The sequence below is a fragment of the Variovorax sp. PEI5 genome (assembly GCF_056679935.1).
The window spans coordinates 1,582,042-1,599,119 of record NZ_CM155257.1; the positions used below are offsets into that span (position 1 = coordinate 1,582,042).

19 protein-coding genes and 3 tRNA genes are annotated in these 17,078 nt (G+C 68.6%); 7 read left to right on the forward strand and 15 right to left on the reverse strand.

Annotated elements, in window-relative coordinates; genetic code table 11:
• From AC1MLT_RS07230 to folC, 11 genes are all read right to left on the reverse strand, one after another.
• Nucleotides 1–738, reverse strand: a complete 738-nt coding sequence (locus AC1MLT_RS07230) for a fimbrial biogenesis chaperone (RefSeq protein ID WP_481034694.1) — start codon at nucleotides 736–738, stop codon at nucleotides 1–3.
• Between the two features lie 11 nt (nucleotides 739–749).
• Nucleotides 750–1,283 (reverse strand): spore coat protein U domain-containing protein, encoded by a 534-nt coding sequence (locus AC1MLT_RS07235; protein WP_481034696.1) that lies wholly within the window; start codon nucleotides 1,281–1,283, stop codon nucleotides 750–752.
• Nucleotides 1,284–1,620: 337 nt separating this feature from the next.
• Nucleotides 1,621–1,697 (reverse strand) — tRNA-Asp (locus AC1MLT_RS07240).
• Between the two features lie 69 nt (nucleotides 1,698–1,766).
• Nucleotides 1,767–1,842: transfer RNA gene (locus tag AC1MLT_RS07245), tRNA-Glu, on the reverse strand.
• Between the two features lie 57 nt (nucleotides 1,843–1,899).
• Nucleotides 1,900–1,975 (reverse strand) — tRNA-Ala (locus AC1MLT_RS07250).
• Between the two features lie 27 nt (nucleotides 1,976–2,002).
• Nucleotides 2,003–3,403, reverse strand: a complete 1,401-nt coding sequence (gene gltX, locus AC1MLT_RS07255; protein WP_481034697.1) for a glutamate--tRNA ligase — start codon at nucleotides 3,401–3,403, stop codon at nucleotides 2,003–2,005.
• Nucleotides 3,400–4,635, reverse strand: a complete 1,236-nt coding sequence (locus AC1MLT_RS07260) for an O-succinylhomoserine sulfhydrylase (RefSeq protein ID WP_481034698.1) — start codon at nucleotides 4,633–4,635, stop codon at nucleotides 3,400–3,402. Before AC1MLT_RS07260 ends, gltX begins: the two co-directional genes overlap by 4 nt.
• A 32-nt stretch (nucleotides 4,636–4,667) precedes the next feature.
• Nucleotides 4,668–6,167, reverse strand: a complete 1,500-nt coding sequence (gene purF, locus AC1MLT_RS07265; protein WP_481034700.1) for an amidophosphoribosyltransferase — start codon at nucleotides 6,165–6,167, stop codon at nucleotides 4,668–4,670.
• 12 nt (nucleotides 6,168–6,179) lie between these two features.
• Nucleotides 6,180–6,665, reverse strand: a complete 486-nt coding sequence (locus AC1MLT_RS07270) for a CvpA family protein (protein ID WP_481034702.1) — start codon at nucleotides 6,663–6,665, stop codon at nucleotides 6,180–6,182.
• 16 nt (nucleotides 6,666–6,681) lie between these two features.
• The gene (locus AC1MLT_RS07275) at nucleotides 6,682–7,590 is read right to left on the reverse strand and encodes an SPOR domain-containing protein (RefSeq protein ID WP_481034703.1); all 909 of its coding nucleotides are present in this window, start codon (nucleotides 7,588–7,590) and stop codon (nucleotides 6,682–6,684) included.
• Between the two features lie 59 nt (nucleotides 7,591–7,649).
• The gene (gene folC, locus AC1MLT_RS07280) at nucleotides 7,650–8,957 is read right to left on the reverse strand and encodes a bifunctional tetrahydrofolate synthase/dihydrofolate synthase (RefSeq protein ID WP_481034704.1); all 1,308 of its coding nucleotides are present in this window, start codon (nucleotides 8,955–8,957) and stop codon (nucleotides 7,650–7,652) included.
• A 34-nt stretch (nucleotides 8,958–8,991) separates the two neighbouring features.
• Between folC and AC1MLT_RS07285 the strand changes: the two genes are divergently transcribed.
• The 4 genes from AC1MLT_RS07285 to argG all read left to right on the forward strand — a co-directional run bounded on the left by AC1MLT_RS07285 (nucleotide 8,992) and on the right by argG (nucleotide 11,966).
• Nucleotides 8,992–9,348: a Spx/MgsR family RNA polymerase-binding regulatory protein gene (locus AC1MLT_RS07285; RefSeq protein ID WP_481034705.1), complete on the forward strand. Its 357-nt coding sequence runs from the start codon at nucleotides 8,992–8,994 to the stop codon at nucleotides 9,346–9,348.
• Between the two features lie 94 nt (nucleotides 9,349–9,442).
• A complete protein-coding gene (locus AC1MLT_RS07290; protein ID WP_481034707.1) occupies nucleotides 9,443–10,123 on the forward strand; it encodes a hypothetical protein in 681 nt (226 codons plus the stop codon).
• A gap of 157 nt (nucleotides 10,124–10,280) precedes the next feature.
• Nucleotides 10,281–10,604, forward strand: coding sequence for a pyrimidine/purine nucleoside phosphorylase (ppnP, locus tag AC1MLT_RS07295; RefSeq protein WP_481034708.1), 324 nt, complete (start codon nucleotides 10,281–10,283; stop codon nucleotides 10,602–10,604).
• An 18-nt stretch (nucleotides 10,605–10,622) separates the two neighbouring features.
• Nucleotides 10,623–11,966 (forward strand): argininosuccinate synthase, encoded by a 1,344-nt coding sequence (gene argG, locus AC1MLT_RS07300; RefSeq protein WP_481034709.1) that lies wholly within the window; start codon nucleotides 10,623–10,625, stop codon nucleotides 11,964–11,966.
• Nucleotides 11,967–12,117: 151 nt separating this feature from the next.
• Here the strand turns inward: argG and murB are convergent, their stop codons facing one another.
• Complete coding sequence (murB, locus tag AC1MLT_RS07305) at nucleotides 12,118–13,170, reverse strand: UDP-N-acetylmuramate dehydrogenase (RefSeq protein ID WP_481034710.1); 1,053 nt, start codon at nucleotides 13,168–13,170, stop codon at nucleotides 12,118–12,120.
• A gap of 43 nt (nucleotides 13,171–13,213) precedes the next feature.
• Between murB and AC1MLT_RS07310 the strand changes: the two genes are divergently transcribed.
• The gene (locus tag AC1MLT_RS07310; protein ID WP_429589158.1) at nucleotides 13,214–13,699 is read left to right on the forward strand and encodes a YajQ family cyclic di-GMP-binding protein; all 486 of its coding nucleotides are present in this window, start codon (nucleotides 13,214–13,216) and stop codon (nucleotides 13,697–13,699) included.
• 74 nt (nucleotides 13,700–13,773) lie between these two features.
• Nucleotides 13,774–14,481 (forward strand): retropepsin-like aspartic protease family protein, encoded by a 708-nt coding sequence (locus AC1MLT_RS07315; protein WP_481034711.1) that lies wholly within the window; start codon nucleotides 13,774–13,776, stop codon nucleotides 14,479–14,481.
• Nucleotides 14,482–14,512: 31 nt separating this feature from the next.
• On the opposite strand, the gene AC1MLT_RS07320 is transcribed toward AC1MLT_RS07315, so the two are convergent.
• The 3 genes from AC1MLT_RS07320 to AC1MLT_RS07330 all read right to left on the reverse strand — a co-directional run bounded on the left by AC1MLT_RS07320 (nucleotide 14,513) and on the right by AC1MLT_RS07330 (nucleotide 16,174).
• A complete protein-coding gene (locus AC1MLT_RS07320; RefSeq protein WP_481034713.1) occupies nucleotides 14,513–14,866 on the reverse strand; it encodes a RidA family protein in 354 nt (117 codons plus the stop codon).
• 104 nt (nucleotides 14,867–14,970) lie between these two features.
• Nucleotides 14,971–15,618 (reverse strand): glycerol-3-phosphate 1-O-acyltransferase PlsY, encoded by a 648-nt coding sequence (plsY, locus tag AC1MLT_RS07325; protein WP_481034714.1) that lies wholly within the window; start codon nucleotides 15,616–15,618, stop codon nucleotides 14,971–14,973.
• A 61-nt stretch (nucleotides 15,619–15,679) separates the two neighbouring features.
• Nucleotides 15,680–16,174, reverse strand: coding sequence for an aminoacyl-tRNA deacylase (locus AC1MLT_RS07330; RefSeq protein ID WP_481034715.1), 495 nt, complete (start codon nucleotides 16,172–16,174; stop codon nucleotides 15,680–15,682).
• A gap of 292 nt (nucleotides 16,175–16,466) precedes the next feature.
• Between AC1MLT_RS07330 and AC1MLT_RS07335 the strand changes: the two genes are divergently transcribed.
• Nucleotides 16,467–17,078, forward strand: coding sequence for a tripartite tricarboxylate transporter TctB family protein (locus tag AC1MLT_RS07335; protein ID WP_481034717.1), 612 nt, complete (start codon nucleotides 16,467–16,469; stop codon nucleotides 17,076–17,078).

The window sequence follows — 17,078 nt, forward strand, 5'->3', positions numbered from 1 at the left end:
TCAGCGAGCCTCAATCACCAGGTCCTTCCTGAGATCGAGGGAGCTGCCCTTGCCGGTGATGAGCGTGGCGGCGCCGGGCCTGACCAGCGCCCGGGTGTCGGCCGCCGATTCGAAGCGCATGGTCTGGCCGGCCAGCACATAGCCATTGAGACCGCTGCCGAAGGAGACTTCGCCATCGGGCGAACTCAGGGTGATGCCGGCGAGCTTGACATGGCGCGCGCCGGCGTTGAAGGCCTCGATGTAGTACTTGTCGCCACTGCGCCATGACGTGAACCTGATGTCGGCAATGGCCGCCTTGTCGGCGAAGAAGATGGGCATGGAGGTGCGAAGCACCATGCGGACGCCCTGCGCCGGCGCGCGCGGATCGATGGGCTTGGGAAGCTCGTCGATGACCAGCCGGTAGGTCTCCTCGCCGGAGACGGGCTGGCTGGCCGTTCGCACCACACGCAGGGTGTAGGTCTCCTCGGCCTTGATGGTGGTGGCGGGCGGGCTCACCAGGACGTCGCGCGTTTCGGTGAGCACGTCCTTGCCGTCGACCTGGGTCCACTTGAAGATGCGAATCTGCAGATTGACAGGTTCGTCCGAGGTGTTCGTCAGGCTGATGGCGCCGGCCTTCTCGGGCGCGGTCAGGTCCAGTCCGATCGGCGACATGCGCAACGATGCCGCATGCAGCGGGGTCACTGCCAGTAGAAGAGTTGCCGCCGCGATCGGAAATGCCTTGCGCCACCAGTTCATCATGGCCGTTCGCCTTACCAGGTCAGAGCGATCTGGACGGTGTCGGTGTAGGCGCCTTCGGCGCCGTTCGGGACCGCGCCCACCACCTTGCCGTAGACCTTGATGGTCCGTGCCTCGCCAGCGGTGAACGGGGATTGCGCCACGGCGGTGTTCGGCGTGTACTCCGTGGCCGCGGACGTGCTGCCCAGCGTGTAGGGAACGAGTTGCGCGGCGGCGGCCGAGTTGGCTGCCTTCATGTTGCGCTGCGAACCCGTGACGTTGAGGCCATTGTCGAAGGCCAGCGACGGCGCCTCCGTGCCGCTGCAGGTCACGACCAGTTGACCGGCGCCCGAGGCCGGGGTGTTGGCGGCGGCCCCCGTGGCGCCGACGGCATATGAACCGAAATCCAGTTCGCCGGCGGCGCCGGTGCCAGAGCCGATGCCGGTTGCGCCGTTGATGTCGCAGCCCGTCTTGACCGACAGCTTGACATTGAGGGTGCCGTCGGCGGCATGGGCGGAACCGATGGCCGCGAGGGCAACCGTACCGGCGATGAGTGCTTTCTTGAACATGTACCTACTCCAATCGTTGTTTCCAAAGCAATGCCGATATGGCGCTGCGGGACGAAGGCTAGGGACGTGGCGAAAACAAGGGGCGAGGAGCCTCGAATCGCAGGAATATCAGATCGAACGGGCGGGATCGCGGGACGAAATTTGTCCGCGCTGCCTGGCAGGCGACGGGATCTGGTCTGGAGCTCGTGCGCGAGGCACCCTGCCAAGGGACGCCTGCATGCCAAGGAGGCTGCTGTCGGCAGTCGGTCGAACGTGGACCGAGAGAGGAAGAAGCGTGGATAGAAAACAAAAAAGCCACCCGAAGGTGGCTTTTTCTCATGGGGGAACCCCAAGATACTGGCGGAGTGGACGGGACTCGAACCCGCGACCCCCGGCGTGACAGGCCGGTATTCTAACCAACTGAACTACCACTCCTGGTAGACAACGTTCACTCCTTGCGGAGCCAAGTGCTGACGACTTGTGCCGGCTTCACTTGCGTGAAACTGGCGACCCTACGGGGATTCGAACCCCGGTAGCCACCGTGAAAGGGTGGTGTCCTAGGCCTCTAGACGATAGGGTCAAAACCTGAGGAACCGCGTTGCGATCAACGCTTTCTTTTCTCGACACTTCAAATGAATGGTGGAGGTAAACGGGATCGAACCGATGACCTCTTGCATGCCATGCAAGCGCTCTCCCAGCTGAGCTATACCCCCGTTGGTGTCGAGCCTCGAATTATATACCTATATTTCAGCGTATCGCAAGCGCTGCGAAATTTCTTCGAAAGAAAACAGTGCGAGCACCGCATCGAGCGATGGCGTCTGGGGAGTTCCGAGCATCAGGACACGCACCGGCATGGCCAGCGCGGGCATCTTGAGGCCGTGCGCGGCGAGCGTTTCCTTGATGGCCGCGGCGATCGATGCCTTGTCCCGCACGGCCAGCTGCTCAAGCTTGCCGGCCAGCGTGGCCAGCGCCGGGCGCACCGCCTCGGTCACGTGCTGCGCCAGGTCGGCGGACTCGGGCTTCACGCCGACATAGAACCGGGAGGCCCACTCCGCCAACGCCACCGTGGTCTCGCAGCGGTCGCGGAACAGCGCGCAGATGTCGCCCAGGCGCGCATCGGCCTCGATGCCGTGGCGCTTGCGCAGCTGCGCGGCGACCTGGGTCGTCAGCGCATCGAGGTCCATCTGCTTGATGTAGTGCGCATTGACCCACTTGAGCTTGGCCGGATCCCATTGCGCCGGGCTGCGCGAGAGATGGCTGCCGTCGAACCAGGCCACCAGCTGATCGCGCGAGAAGATCTCCTCGTCGCCATGGCTCCAGCCCAGTCGTGCCAGGTAGTTGAGCATCGCCTCGGGCAGATAGCCGTCCTCTTCGTAGGCGGTGACGCTGACGGCACCCTTGCGCTTGGAGAGCTTGTGGCCGTCGTCGCCCAGGATCACGGGCACGTGGCCGAACAGTGGCAGCGGCGCGCCCAGCGCCTGGAAGATGTTGATCTGCCAGGGCGTGTTGTTGACATGCTCGTCGCCGCGGAAGACATGGCTGATCTCCATGTCCCAGTCGTCGACGACGACGCAGAAGTTGTACGTCGGCACGCCATCGGGACGCACGATGATCAGGTCGTCGATCTCGCGGTTGTTGATGGTGATCGGACCCTTGACGATGTCGTCCCAGGTCACGTCGCCCTCGATCGGATTGCGGAAGCGCACCACCGGCTTCACGCCCTCGGGGATGGGCGGCAGCGTCTTGCCGGGCTCGGGGCGCCAGCGGCGGTCGTAGAGCGTCTTCTCGCCGCGTGCGCGCTGGGCCTCGCGGGCCTCGTCGAGTTCCTGCGGCGTGCAGTAGCAGTGGTAGGCGGTGCCTTCCTCCAGCATGCGCGCGATGATGGCGCCATAGCGGTCGAGCCGCTGCATCTGGTAGATCGGACCCTCGTCGTAGTCGAGGCCGAGCCAGCGCATCGACGCCAGGATCTGGTCGACGGCGCCCTGCGTGGAGCGCGCGACGTCGGTGTCCTCGATGCGCAGCACGAACTGGCCGCCGTGGTGCCGCGCATAGGCCCACGAATAGAGCGCGGTGCGGGCCGTGCCCAGATGGAGAAAGCCGGTGGGCGACGGGGCGATGCGGGTTCTGACGGGACGGGTCATTGCGGGAGGGAGGATGAGACCGGCAGGCTGCCAAGGCCTCGTGCGAGATCGTTCTTGATGTCTTCGATGTGTTCCAGGCCGACGGCCAGCCGGATCAGGCCCTGGCCGATGCCGGCGGCCTGGCGCTGCACCTCGGTCAGGCGCCCATGCGAAGTGGTGCCCGGGTGCGTGATGATCGACTTGGTATCGCCCAGGTTGGTCGCGATGCTCAGCACGCGCGTGCTGTCGATCACGTGGAAGGCATTGGCGCGCAGGGTCTCGGGCGAGTCGCCGTGGACGTCGAAGGAGACCACCGCCCCACCCAGCCCGGACTGCTGCCGCATCGCCAGTTCGTGCTGCGGATGCGAGGCCAGTCCGGGGTAGTAGACGCGCGCCACCGAAGGCTGGGTCTCCAGCCATCGAGCCACCGCCAGCGCATTGGCGCACTGCGCCTGCATGCGGATGCCCAGTGTCTCCATGCCCTTGAGCACGACCCAGGCGTTGAACGGCGACAGCGCCATGCCGGCGGTGCGCACCACCGGTCCGAAGACGTCGACGATCAGCTTCGAGGGTCCGCAGATCGCGCCGGCCATGACACGGCCCTGCCCGTCGAGGTACTTGGTGCCCGAATGGATCACCAGGTCGGCGCCCAGTTCGGTCGGGCGCTGCAGCGCCGGCGTGCAGAAGCAGTTGTCGACCGCCAGCAGCGCGCCGGCGGCATGGGCGATGTCGGCCAGGGCGGCGATGTCGCAGACATCGGTCAGCGGGTTGGTCGGCGTCTCGGCGAACAGCAGGCGCGTCTCCGGCCGCATCGCGGCGCGCCATTCGGCGATGTCGGTCTGCGAGACGAAGGTCGTCTGCACGCCGAACTTGCCGAACTCCTTGCCGAACAGGTTGAGCGTCGAGCCGAAGACGGAGCGCGAGCAGACGACATGGTCGCCGGCCTTCAGCAGGCCCATGCACATCATGAGGATCGCCGCCATGCCGGTGGAGGCGCCGATGGCGGCTTCGGTGCCTTCGAGCGCGGCCAGGCGCTGCTCGAAGCTCGCGACCGTCGGGTTGGAGGTGCGCGAGTAGGTGAAGCCGTCCTCGGTGCCGGCGAAGCGGCGGGCGCCGGTGGCGGCATCGGGCTGGACGAAGCCGCTGGTCAGGAACAGGGCTTCGGAATGTTCGCCGTGCTGGCTGGGCGCCAGCGCGGTGCGCAGCGCGAGCGTGTCGCGATGCAGGCCTTCGGGCAGGGTTCTATCGGTCATGTCGGCGGCGATGTGTCTCAGGCGGAGGTGTCTCAGGCGGGATTGGGCAGCGCGAGGCGCGAGGAGTCTTCCTCGGTCTCCTCGATGCGTGGACGGCTGCCGTTCATGCGGGTGATGGCTTCGAGATCGATGTCGCCGGTGACGTAGGTACCGTCGAAGCACGAGGCGTCGAAGCCGTCGAGGGCCGGGTTGAGCGAGCCGACGGCGCGCTTCATGGCCGCGACGTCCTGGTAGATCAGCGCGTCGCAGCCGATCAGGGCGCGGATCTCCTCGACCGTGCGGTCGTGCGCGACGAGTTCGTCCTTGGTCGGCATGTCGATGCCATAGACGTTGGGATAGCGCACCGGTGGCGCGGCGCTGGCGAGGTAGACCTTGTTGGCGCCGGCGTCGCGCGCCATCTGCACGATCTCGCGGCTGGTGGTGCCGCGCACGATGGAGTCGTCCACCAGCAGCACGTTGCGACCCTTGAATTCGCTGCCGATCACGTTGAGCTTCTGGCGCACCGATTTCTTGCGCACGCCCTGCCCCGGCATGATGAAGGTGCGCCCGACATAGCGGTTCTTGACGAAGCCTTCGCGATACGGGATGCCCAGCAGGTGCGCGAGCTGCGTGGCGCTCGGGCGGCTCGATTCGGGGATCGGGATGATGACGTCGATCTCGTTGGGCGGCACGGTGGAGACCACGCGCTTGGCCAATGCCTCGCCCAGGTTCAGGCGCGCCTGGTAGACCGAGATGCCGTCGAGCACGGAGTCCGGCCGCGCCAGGTAGACGAATTCGAAGATGCACGGGTTGAGCGTCGGCGCGTCGGCGCACTGCGCCGACTGCACCTGGCCCTGCAGGTCGACGAACACCGCCTCGCCCGGCGCGACGTTGCGCTCGAACACATGGCCCGAGCCTTCGAGCGCGACGGATTCGCTCGCCACCATCACGGTGCCATCGGCGCCACGGCCCATCGCCAGCGGCCGGATGCCATAGGGATCGCGAAACGCCAGCAGGCCATGGCCGGCGATCAGCGCCACCACCGCATACGACCCGCGCAGGCGCCGGTGCACGCTGCGCACCGCCTCGAAGAGCGTGTCGGAGTTGAGGAAGCCGCCCCGGGTGGAGCGCTCGATCTCGTGCGCCAGCACGTTGAGCAGCACCTCGGAGTCGCTCTCGGTGTTGGTGTGGCGATGGTCGGTGGAGAACAGCTCGGCCCGCAGCGCGTGGGCGTTGGTCAGGTTGCCGTTGTGGACCAGCACGATGCCGAACGGCGCGTTGACGTAGAACGGCTGCGCCTCCTCCTCGCTGTAGGCGTTGCCGGCGGTGGGATAGCGCACCTGGCCCAGGCCGACGTCGCCCGGCAGGGCACGCATGTTGCGGGTGCGGAACACGTCGCGCACCATGCCCTTGGCCTTCTGCATGAAGAACTTGCGTTCCAGCAGCGTGACGATGCCCGCCGCGTCCTGGCCGCGATGCTGCAGCAGCAGCAGGGCGTCATAGAGCAGTTGATTGACGGGCGCTTGACTGACGACGCCGACGATTCCACACATGAAACGATCCTCTCAAGGCAGGTAGCTTGCCAACTTCTCCGGCAGCGAGGGCTTGAGCCCCTGCAATGCCGCATCCAGAACCCCGGCACTGCGCGAATCGCGCCACCAGGCGCCCTCGCTCAATGCCAGCAAATGAACCATGACCGCCAGCACCAGCAGCACGACCGCGCCGCGCGCCAGGCCGAAGGCCCCGCCCAGCGTGCGATCGACCGGGGACAGTCCGGCGGCCGACACCAGCCGCCGCATCAGGGACGCCGCCAGTCCGACGCCGAACGCCACGCCGACGAACACCAGCACGAAGGCCAGCGGATAGCGCCAGGCGGCCTCGGCATCGCCGATCGGCAGCCAGGCCGCGACCCCGGTCGCGAACGCCTGGGCGCACCAGAACGCCGCTCCCCAGCCCAGCAGCGAGATCACCTCGAACACCAGCCCGCGCGTGACGCCATACAGCGCCGACAGCCCGATCAGCGCGATGGCCAGCCAGTCGAACGCGGTCACGGCACCCTGCGCCCGGCTACAGGCCGAGCACCGCGGCCGGCAGGGCCAGGCCCTTGACCTTGCCCGCGGCCTGATCGGCCTCCGTGCGCGAGGCGAAGGGACCGACGCGCACGCGCGTGCGTTCGCCATCGGCCGTCTTCGCGACATTGGTGTAGGTCTTCAGACCCGCGCGTTCGAGTTTCTGGCGCACCTCGCGCGCCTTGGCCGCATCGGCGAAGGCGCCGACCTGGATCACGAACCGGCCGTTGGCCTCGCTGGCGGCGGCCGGTGCCGGTGCCGGTGCCGGTGCCGGCGCGGCGGCCTGGCGCGCCGCGGCGGCACCCTGGCCGTCGAGCAGCGCGCGGGCGCGGGCACCATCGTCGGGCGTGGCCGGCTTGGGCGCCGGCGCGGGCTTGGCGACGGTCTCCGGACGCGTCTCGGTCTTCGGCTTGGGCTTGGATTCGGGCTTGACCTCGGGTTTCGCCTCGGCCTTGTGCGTGGTGTCGGGCCTGGCGGCCGGGGCCGGCGGCGGCACCGGCACGGAGGTCGCCGCCGGCGCCCGGGTCACGGGCCGGTCGGCCGGCAGCTCGGTGCCATCGGCGGACTCGGTGATCATGGCGCTGGACGACGGTGCCTGGGCGACGCGGCCCTCGCCATTCGCCGCCGGAGCCTGGGCCTTGGCGGTCGAAGGCGGCTGCGGCAGGGGCGCGACCTTGTTGCGGTCCGGGATCTCGATCGGGATGTCGACCGCGATCGGCCGTGGCTGGGTGTCGAACAGCAATGGGAAGCCGATCACGCCGACCAGCAGCAGGATGGCGGCACCGAGCAGCCGGTGACGCGCGCGGCGGCGCATGGATTCGACGCTCTCCGCCGGCGCGGCGGCAGCGCTTGTGTTGCGCCCCTCGTTGGCCTGCGGGCCACGGGAGCGAAACTTGAAAAACGCCATGAAATTCGATTCCTGATGAGCAGCGTGGGAAGAAACAGAGCGCCGTGCCATCAGGCCGATCAGGAGCCGGGCAGCAGGTGCTTGGCCTGCAGGCGGGGTGTGCCGTTCTCCAGCACGCCCCCTACCGTGAAGAACGATCCGAAGACCACGATTCTATCAGCCGGGCTCGACGCTTCCAGGGCCGCGGCGAGCGCCGGCAGGGGTGCGGCGTGCACGCTGGCGGTCGCGTCGGCGCGGGTGTTCTGGGCCTGCCACGTCGCCATGAGATCGGCCGCGCGGGCCGCGCGCGGCGTCGGCAGATCGGTGAAGTACCAGCGGTCGATCAGGGGACCGATGCGCGCCAGGATCGGCGCGAGGTCCTTGTCCGCCATCACGCCGAAGACGGCATGGGTGGTCGGATAGAAGCCCATGGCGTCGAGGTTCTCCGCCAGCGCCGCGACCGCGTGCGCGTTGTGCGCCACGTCCAGCACCAGCATCGGCTCGCCCGGCACGATCTGGAAGCGCCCGGGCAGCTCGACCAGCGCCAGCCCGGTACGCACGGCCTGGGCCGTGATCGGCAGGACCGGCCGCAGGGCCTCCAATGCCGCCAGCACGCCGGCCGCGTTGATCAGCTGGTTGGCGCCCCGCAGCGCCGGATAGGCCAGGCCGCTGTAGCGCCGGCCGCGGCCGCTCCAGCCCCATTGCTGCTTGTCGCCGGAGACGTTGAAGTCGTGGCCGAAGCGCCACAGGTCGGCGCCGATGGCCCGGGCGTGGTCGACCACGCTCTGCGGCGGCACCGGATCGCTCACGATGGCCGGGCGGCCGGCGCGCAGGATGCCGGCCTTCTCGAAGCCGATGCGCTCCCGGTCGGGACCCAGGAGCTCCATGTGGTCGAGGTCGATGCTGGTGATGATGGCGCAGTCGGCGTCGATGATGTTGACGGCATCGAGGCGACCGCCGAGACCGACCTCCAGGATCGCGACGTCGGGCCGGGCCTCGGCCATGGCGTGCAGGATGGCCAGCGTGGTGAATTCGAAGTAGGTCAGCGTGGTAGCGCCGCGCGCCCGCTCGACGGCCTCGAAGTGCGTCAGCAGGCGGTCGCCATCGATCGCCTCGCCCGCCAGTCGCAGCCGCTCCTCGAAGCGCACCAGATGCGGCGACGTGAAGACCGCCGTCCGGTAGCCCGCGTTGGAGAGGATGGATTCGAGCATGGCGCAGGTCGAGCCCTTGCCGTTGGTGCCGGCGACGGTGACCACCGGGCAGTCGAAGGCCAGGCCGAGGGTCTGCGCCACCGCGCGTACGCGCTCGAGGCCCATGTCGATCGGCTTGGCATGCAGTTGCTCGACATAAGCGAGCCAGTCGGCGAGGGTTTTCATGGAGCCGGGCATTGTCGCCCACCTGACACCCCGGCATGATGGCGCGATGACGACGACCCTCTACGGCCTGCCGAATTGCGACACCGTGCGCCGTGCCCGGGCCTGGCTCGACGAACGCGGCGTGGCCTACCGCTTCCACGATCTGGGCCGGCAAGGCGTGCCCGAAGCCGAACTCGACCGCTGGCTCCAGGCGCCGGGCTGGGAAGCGCTGGTCAACCGCCGCGGCACGACCTGGCGGCGCCTCGACGCGGCCGTGCGCGATGGCCTGATCGACGCGGACGCGGCGCGTCCGGTGCTGCTGGCCCATCCGAGCCTCGTCAGGCGGCCGGTGGTCGACTGGGGGACCGGCCGCACGACCACCACCGGCTTCGATGCCGCGCGCTGGGAGGCGATGCTCGCCTGACCGGATGCGCGCCGCATTGAACCCGGACGAGGCAATCCCCTCCAACCGATCCACGGGAGCCATCGCTCCGACATCCGTTTCCAAGGAGATCGACATGCAAGTGCGCAAGACGAAGACAACCCGGGCCGCCCTCGGCCTCCTGCTGGGCTCGACGCTGGCCGCCGGCATGGCGTCGGCCCAGACCCAGGTGCAGACCCAGCCGCCCTATCCCTCCTCCTATTCGTCGTCCTCGTCCGGCCCGTCGTCGCCCTCCTCCCGGCAGGTCCAGGCCCGGGTGACCTCGGTCAACCAGATCACCGGGTCCGACGGCCGCCCGGCCTACAACGTCACCTACGAATACGACGGGCGCTCCTATTCCATGCGCAGCGCCACCTATCCCGGTCCGACCGTGGCGGTGGAAGTCAATGCCTATGGCGTCGCCACGCTACCGGTGGGCGAATCGCCATCGACCACGGCCTCGACCGAGACCGTCGACAGCCGCTCGCCCTGGGACCGGGTGGTGCCGGAGCCGGGCATGGTGGTCTCGACCAGTCCCGCCCCCGCGCCGGCCGCCTACTACGCCCCGCCGGTGTATGCCGTCCCGCCGGTCTACGCCGCCCCGCCGGTCTACGTCCCGCGTCCGGTCTACGTGCAGCCGGGCTACGGCTATGGCGGTTATGGCGGCTACGGCTATGGCTACGGTTCGCCCTTCTACTCGCCGGTGGGCATCTCGCTGAACCTGGGCTACTCGCGCGGCTGGGGCGGCGGCCATCGCCACGGCGGCTGGCGGCGCTGAGCGCGCGGGCCGGTCGACGCGGCGCGGGCGGGACGCGCGCGCCGGCCTAGAATTCCGCTCCTTCCACATCCTCCCGCCATCGAACGGATGCGCTGGTGCGAAACATGCTTTCCTTCCGCCGGAAACGACTCCTCGCACCACGGCCGGGCACCCTGCTATGACGATCAACGAATCCCTGGCCTGCACGGCCGTCGCCACGAAGGCCAACGTGTATTTCGACGGCAAGTGCGTCAGCCACAGCCTGACGCTCGCCGACGGCAGCAAGAAATCGGTCGGCGTGATCCTGCCGTCCACCCTCACCTTCAACACCGGCGCGCCCGAGATCATGGAAGGCACGTCGGGCCGCTGCGAGTACCTGCTCGCGGGCAGCACCGAATGGATTGGCGCCGGCGCCGGCGACAAGTTCAGCGTGCCCGGTGATTCCTCGTTCCAGATCCGCGTCGCGGGCGAGCCCTACAGCTACATCTGCCATTTCGGCTGAATCCGGAGTTCCATTCGCATGTCGACGATCCTGCAAAACGTACCCGCCGGCCAGAAGGTCGGCATCGCCTTCTCCGGGGGCCTGGACACCAGCGCCGCGCTGCACTGGATGAAGCAGAAGGGCGCGATCCCCTATGCCTACACCGCCAACCTCGGCCAGCCCGACGAGCCCGACTACGAAGAGATCCCGCGCAAGGCCATGCAGTACGGCGCCGAGCGCGCCCGGCTGATCGACTGCCGCAGCCAGCTCGCCGCCGAAGGCCTCGCCGCGCTGCAGGCCGGCGCCTTCCACGTCACCACCGCGGGCGTGACCTACTTCAACACCACCCCGCTCGGCCGCGCCGTGACCGGCACCATGCTGGTCTCGGCCATGAAGGAGGACGACGTCCACATCTGGGGCGACGGCAGCACCTTCAAGGGCAACGACATCGAGCGCTTCTACCGCTATGGCCTGCTCACCAACCCGGCGCTGAAGATCTACAAGCCCTGGCTCGACCAGCTGTTCATCGACGAGCTGGGCGGTCGCGCCGAGATGTCGGCGTTCATGACGGCGGCCGGCTTCGGCTACAAGATGTCGGCCGAGAAGGCCTACTCGACCGACTCCAACATGCTGGGCGCCACGCACGAGGCCAAGGACCTGGAGGATCTCGCCACCGGCATGCAGATCGTCAATCCGATCATGGGCGTCGCCTTCTGGAAGGACGACGTGGCGATCCAGCGCGAGACCGTCACCGTGCGCTTCGAGGAAGGCCGTCCGGTCGCCCTGAACGGCACCGAATACCCCGACCTCGTCTCGCTGATCCTGGAGGCCAACCGCATCGGCGGGCGCCATGGCCTGGGCATGAGCGACCAGATCGAGAACCGCATCATCGAGGCCAAGAGCCGCGGCATCTACGAGGCTCCCGGCCTGGCGCTGCTGTTCATCGCCTACGAGCGCCTGGTCACCGGCATCCACAACGAGGACACGATCGAGCAGTACCGCGACAGCGGCCGCAAGCTCGGACGGCTGCTCTACCAGGGCCGCTGGTTCGACCCGCAGGCCATCATGCTGCGCGAGGCGGCCCAGCGCTGGGTGGCGCGCGCCGTGACGGGCGAGGTCACGGTCGAGCTGCGGCGCGGCAACGACTACTCGATCCTGAACACGGTGTCGTCCAACCTGACCTACAAGCCCGAGCGCCTGAGCATGGAGAAGGTCGAGGACGCGCCGTTCTCGCCGGCCGACCGCATCGGCCAGCTCACCATGCGCAACCTCGACATCGTCGACACCCGCGACAAGCTGGGCATCTACACCCGTACCGGTCTGCTCTCCCAGAGCGCCGGCGCCGCCCTGCCCCGCCTGTCCAACGACGACAAGGCCGAATAGGTCCGTTGCCGTCCCCGACGAAGAAGCCACCGCGTCGCGGTGGCTTCCTTATTTCCGGGACCACCATGGAGTCGGTTGCGCCGGGCCACCGGGGTCGCCCCCGACAGGAGTTGGCGAAGCGACGCGAAGTGCGCGAAGCCCGGGGGCGGGCCTAGACCACCACCGGCTCGGGCTCCAGCCGGATGCCGAAGCGCTCGTAGACGCTGGTCTGGATCGCCTTGGCCAACGTCATCACCTCGCCGCCCGTCACCGGGCTCTCCGGGCCGCCGCGGTTGACCAGCACCAGCGCCTGGCGCTCGTAGACGCCGGCATTGCCGACCGACTTGCCCTTCCAGCCGCAGGCATCGATCAGCCAGCCGGCGGCCAGCTTGACGCTGCCATCGGCCATCGGGTAGTGCACGATCTTCGGGTCGCGCGCGATGATGTCGGCGCACTGCTCGGAGGTCACGGTCGGATTCTTGAAGAAGCTGCCGGCGTTGCCCAGCACCCGCCAGTCGGGCAGCTTGGCGCGGCGGATCTGGCAGATCCATTCGAAGATCTCCAGGGCATCCGGCGTGAAATTGCCCGCTTCCTCCATCTTGCGTTCGAGATCGAAATAACCCACGACCGCCTTCCATGGCCGGGGCAGCCGGAAGCGCACCCGCGTGATCAGCGCCCGCCCGGCCAGGCCGAAGTCGTTGGGGCCGCCGGCCACGTGCTTGAAGACCGAATCGCGATAGCCGAAGGCGCACTGCGCCGCGTCGAGCGTGAAGACGCGACCGGTCTCGAGATCGATGGCATCGAGCGAGTCGAAGCGGTCCTGCAGTTCGACCCCGTAGGCGCCGATGTTCTGCACCGGCGAGCCGCCGACCGTGCCGGGGATCATCGCCAGGTTCTCCAGTCCGGGAAAGCCGTTCTCGATCGTCCAGCGCACCGTGTCGTGCCAGTTCTCGCCGGCGCCGGCCTCGACGATCCAGGCGCGCGGGCTCTCCGCCACCAGCCGCCGGCCCATGATCTCGACCTTCAGCACGAGCGGCTTGACATCGCCCGTCAACACGATGTTGCTGCCGCCGCCGAGCACGAATTTCGGCGTCTCGCGCCATTGCGCATCGGCCTGCAGCGCCAGCACGTCGGCCTCCGAGGCGATGCGCGCCAGGCGCTGGGCGCGCGCCACGATGCCGAAGCTGTTGTAGGGCTGCAGGGGGACGTTGGACTCCACGATCATGGGAGAATTGTCGCATTCACCCCGTGCTTCCCGAGGATCCGTCATGCCGTCTTTCGACACCGTCTGCGAACCCAATCTCCCCGAAGTCAAGAACGCCGTCGAGAACACGGCCAAGGAGATCGCCACCCGTTTCGACTTCAAGGGCACCTCCGCCTCCGTCGAACTCAAGGACAAGGAGATCACGATGATCGGCGACGCCGAATTCCAGCTCGTGCAGGTCGAGGACATCCTGCGCGCCAAGCTGACCAAGCGCAGCGTCGACGTGCGTTTCCTGGACAAGGGCGACGTCCAAAAGATCGGCGGCGACAAGGTCAAGCAGGTCATCAAGGTCAAGAGCGGCATCGAGACCGAGACCTCCAAGAAGATCCAGCGCCTCATCAAGGACAGCAAGCTCAAGGTCCAGGCCGCCATCCAGGGCGATGCCGTGCGCGTCACCGGCGCCAAGCGCGACGACCTGCAGGCCGCCATGGCGCTCATCAAGAAGGACGTGCCCGACATGCCGCTGAGCTTCGACAACTTCCGCGACTGAGCGGGCACCGTCACTCCTCGTCCGTCCCTCCGCCGTCCCGCGCGCCCGCTCTCGCTCTTCCACGCCCATCACCGATGCGCAGCGCGAAGAACGACAACGAGAAGAAGAAGAAGAAGAAGGTCGGCGCCCTCCTGGCCGCCGGTCTGCTGGCGACCGGCCTGCTGATGGCCGCTGGCGCCGCCGATGCCGCCTCGTCCGTCACCCTGACCGGCACCATCGGCCAGCGCGCCATCCTGATCGTCGACGGCGCTCCACCCAAGACCCTGACGGTCGGCGAGCGCCATCGCGACGTGCGGCTGGTGTCGCTGCAGGACGGCCAGGCGGTGGTCGAGACCGCCGACGGCCGCCGTGCCACCCTGCGCATGGACACCCCGGTCAGCATCGGCGGCACAGCGCGGGCCCCGGGTGGCGGCGGCACGCGCATCGTGCTGCCGGCGGGCAGCGGCGGGCATTTCATGGCCGATGGCAGCATCAACGGCCGCGCCGTGCGCTTCATGCTCGACACCGGCGCGACCACCATCGCCCTGTCGGCGGCCGATGCCGGGCGCATCGGGCTCGACTACCAGGCCGGCGCGCCGGTGCGCATCCACACGGCCAACGGCATCGTGCAGGGCTGGCGGGTGACGCTCGACGCGGTGCGCGTGGGCGACGTCGAGGTCGCCGGCGTCGAGGCCATCGTCGCGCCGCAGCCGATGCCCTACGTGCTGCTGGGCAACAGCTTCATCGGCCGCTTCTCGATGCGGCGCGACAGCGACCAGATGGTGCTGGAGAAGCGCTACTGAGCCGACCGGGGCGGCCCGCTGGCGCCCGCCTTCAGCGCTGCGCGGCGGTCACCACGATCTCGATGAGATAGGCCGGGTTGGCCAGTGCCGCCTGCACGGTGGCGCGCGGCGGCGTGTGGCCGGCTGGCACCCAGGCATCCCAGACCTCGTTCATGACGCCGATCTGGCCGATGTCGGTGAGGAAGATCTGCGTCGACAGGATGCAGGTCTTGTCGCTGCCCGCCTCGGCCAGCAGGCGGTCGACCATCGCCAGCACCTGGGCGGTCTGGCCGCGCAGGTCCTCGGTGGTGTCGTCGGCGACCTGGCCGGCGAGGTAGACGGTGCCGTTGTGCACGGCGGTCTCGCTGAGTCGTGCGCCGACGTGGAAGCGTTGGATGTCGCCCATGGTGTGAGGCTCCTCGATGTGTGGAAGGTGGAATGGAAAGGATGCGCACCGGGTCGGACCGATGCGGTCGCCGGCCCCGTCGCCGGGACCCGGGCGGAGGATGTTCAGGCGGAGGACGATTTCTTCTTGCTGCCGAGCTTCGACTCGCTACCCGCCGCCAGGCGCCGGATGTTCTCGCGATGGCGCCAGATCAGCAGCAGGCTCATGACGACCAGGCTGATCAGCACGGTGCGGTCCGGGACCCAGGCGATGGTGCCGCCGACGACCAGGTAGAAGGCCGGCGCGAAGAAGGCCGAGACGATCGACGCCAGCGACGAATAGCGGAAGAAGAACGCGACGATGGCCCAGGTGGTGCCGGTGGCGAGGCCCAGCAGCCAGTCGATGCCGAACAGCGCGCCGGCCGCCGTCGCCACGCCCTTGCCGCCCCGGAAGCCGAAGAACACCGGATAGAGATGGCCGAGGAATGCCGCCAGTCCGGCCAGCGCGGCGGTGCCCGGACCCATGCCCAGGTCGGGCCCGACCAGGCGGATGATGAACACCGGCACCCAGCCCTTGAGGGCGTCGAGCAGCAGGGTCGCCAATGCCGCGCCCTTGCGTCCCGAACGCAGGACGTTGGTGGCGCCGGGATTGCCGCTGCCATAGCTGCGCGGATCCTCCATGCCGAGCGAGCGGCTCACGATGACGGCGAAGGAGAGCGAGCCCAGCAGGTACGACAGGACGATGGCGATGAACGAGGGAAGGTGAAAGCTCAAGTGGATCTCCGGGGAGGGGCTGCGCCGCGCTCGCGGCGATGCGCCGTCGTCGTCGAGCGGGCTATTCTGCCAGCGCGCATTGCACGGGACGCGCGCCCAGCAGCGTCACGCACACCCGCGGATCGATACCGACCAGGTAGCCGCGCCGCCCGCCGTTGATGACGATCCGTGGCAATTCGAGGATGGTCGACTCGATGAACACCGGCATGTCGCGTCGGGTGCCGAAGGGCGAGGTGCCGCCCACCAGGTAGCCGCTGTGGCGGTTGGCGACCTCCGGCCGGCATGGCTCGATCGACTTGGCGCCGATCTGGCGCGCCAGGTTCCGGGTGGAGACCGTGCGGTCGCCATGCATCAGGACCAGCAGGGGCCGGGCATCCTGGTCCTGCATGACCAAGGTCTTGACGACCATGGAGGGATCGAGGCCGAGCACCGCGGCGCTGTGGCGGGCGCCGCCATGGTCGAGGTAGTCGTACGGGTGCTCGGTGAAGGCGATGCCGCTGGCGCGCAGCAGGCGGGTCGCCGGGGTTTCCGATACGTGGGTTCTGCGGGCCGCCATGGCTTCCTCCTCCTGTTTCTCCTGTCGTTGGGCGCATGCGTCGGATCGACGGGTCCGACCGGTCGGGCCTGATCGGCACCGTCGGGTAATCCCTGTTTCAGCGACGTCTCAATGAAGCGGGCCGCGCATGCCCGCGCGACGTGCATGCGACCCGGATCGAGACGCGTCGAGCGTAGCGGCAATGGCTTCCCCCTCGTGGAGCGGGCCGTCGCGACGCTTGCGGGAGTTGGCACAACTCATGCGTTCGCAGGCCATGAGACCGGCACCACACAGCTGGCGAGAGGAGACATCCATGACTGCAGAAGCCTCGCGGGCGACGGCCGCGGCAACGCGCGCGCCCTTCGTGCCGGCCCCTTCGCCGGCCTCCCGCCCGGATGCTCCGCTGCCTCCGGCGCGATCCGGCGCGATCCGCATCGCGAGCCTGGAACCGGTGCTGGACGTCGTCTGGATCGTGATCGGCGTGGCGCTGTGCGTCCAGGCCTGGCGACTGGGCGCCTGGAGCGCGAACGGCCCCGACTCGGGTTTCGTCCCGCTGGTGGCGGGCGCGCTCATCGCCGCCTGCGCGGGGCTGCTGGTCGTGCGGCACGCGATGGCGCCGGCACGTCGTGCCTCGAATGATCCGGACACCGCGGACGCCGCGGACGCGGAACCGTTCTGGGCCGAGCGCGGCGCGTGGGCGCGGGTCTGCGCGCTCGTCGCCGGGCTGGTCGCACTGGTGCTGCTGGTCCGCTTCGCCGGCTTCATCACGGCCTCGGCGCTGATGATGCCGGTGCTCACGCGGCTGATCGAGAAGCGCAGCTGGTGGTTCGCCATCGGCATCGGGCTCGCCGCCACGGCGGCCGTCCATGTCGTCTTCACGCGGCTGCTGGGCATGTCGATGCCGCGCGGCCCCTGGGGCTTCTGA

What these genes read in the sequence shown, in the direction of transcription:
- AC1MLT_RS07335 (WP_481034717.1), top strand. Translation starts at nt 16,467, where the DNA reads ATGACTGCAGAAGCCTCGCGGGCGACGGCCGCGGCAACGCGCGCGCCC.
- ppnP (WP_481034708.1), top strand. Translation starts at nt 10,281, where the DNA reads ATGACGATCAACGAATCCCTGGCCTGCACGGCCGTCGCCACGAAGGCC.
- folC (WP_481034704.1), bottom strand. Translation starts at nt 8,957, where the DNA reads ATGCCCGGCTCCATGAAAACCCTCGCCGACTGGCTCGCTTATGTCGAG.
- purF (WP_481034700.1), bottom strand. Translation starts at nt 6,167, where the DNA reads ATGTGTGGAATCGTCGGCGTCGTCAGTCAAGCGCCCGTCAATCAACTG.
- AC1MLT_RS07320 (WP_481034713.1), bottom strand. Translation starts at nt 14,866, where the DNA reads ATGGGCGACATCCAACGCTTCCACGTCGGCGCACGACTCAGCGAGACC.
- AC1MLT_RS07275 (WP_481034703.1), bottom strand. Translation starts at nt 7,590, where the DNA reads ATGGCGTTTTTCAAGTTTCGCTCCCGTGGCCCGCAGGCCAACGAGGGG.
- AC1MLT_RS07260 (WP_481034698.1), bottom strand. Translation starts at nt 4,635, where the DNA reads ATGACCGATAGAACCCTGCCCGAAGGCCTGCATCGCGACACGCTCGCG.
- AC1MLT_RS07230 (WP_481034694.1), bottom strand. Translation starts at nt 738, where the DNA reads ATGATGAACTGGTGGCGCAAGGCATTTCCGATCGCGGCGGCAACTCTT.
- AC1MLT_RS07310 (WP_429589158.1), top strand. Translation starts at nt 13,214, where the DNA reads ATGCCGTCTTTCGACACCGTCTGCGAACCCAATCTCCCCGAAGTCAAG.
- AC1MLT_RS07285 (WP_481034705.1), top strand. Translation starts at nt 8,992, where the DNA reads ATGACGACGACCCTCTACGGCCTGCCGAATTGCGACACCGTGCGCCGT.
- AC1MLT_RS07315 (WP_481034711.1), top strand. Translation starts at nt 13,774, where the DNA reads ATGCGCAGCGCGAAGAACGACAACGAGAAGAAGAAGAAGAAGAAGGTC.
- argG (WP_481034709.1), top strand. Translation starts at nt 10,623, where the DNA reads ATGTCGACGATCCTGCAAAACGTACCCGCCGGCCAGAAGGTCGGCATC.
- AC1MLT_RS07330 (WP_481034715.1), bottom strand. Translation starts at nt 16,174, where the DNA reads ATGGCGGCCCGCAGAACCCACGTATCGGAAACCCCGGCGACCCGCCTG.
- AC1MLT_RS07235 (WP_481034696.1), bottom strand. Translation starts at nt 1,283, where the DNA reads ATGTTCAAGAAAGCACTCATCGCCGGTACGGTTGCCCTCGCGGCCATC.
- murB (WP_481034710.1), bottom strand. Translation starts at nt 13,170, where the DNA reads ATGATCGTGGAGTCCAACGTCCCCCTGCAGCCCTACAACAGCTTCGGC.
- AC1MLT_RS07290 (WP_481034707.1), top strand. Translation starts at nt 9,443, where the DNA reads ATGCAAGTGCGCAAGACGAAGACAACCCGGGCCGCCCTCGGCCTCCTG.
- gltX (WP_481034697.1), bottom strand. Translation starts at nt 3,403, where the DNA reads ATGACCCGTCCCGTCAGAACCCGCATCGCCCCGTCGCCCACCGGCTTT.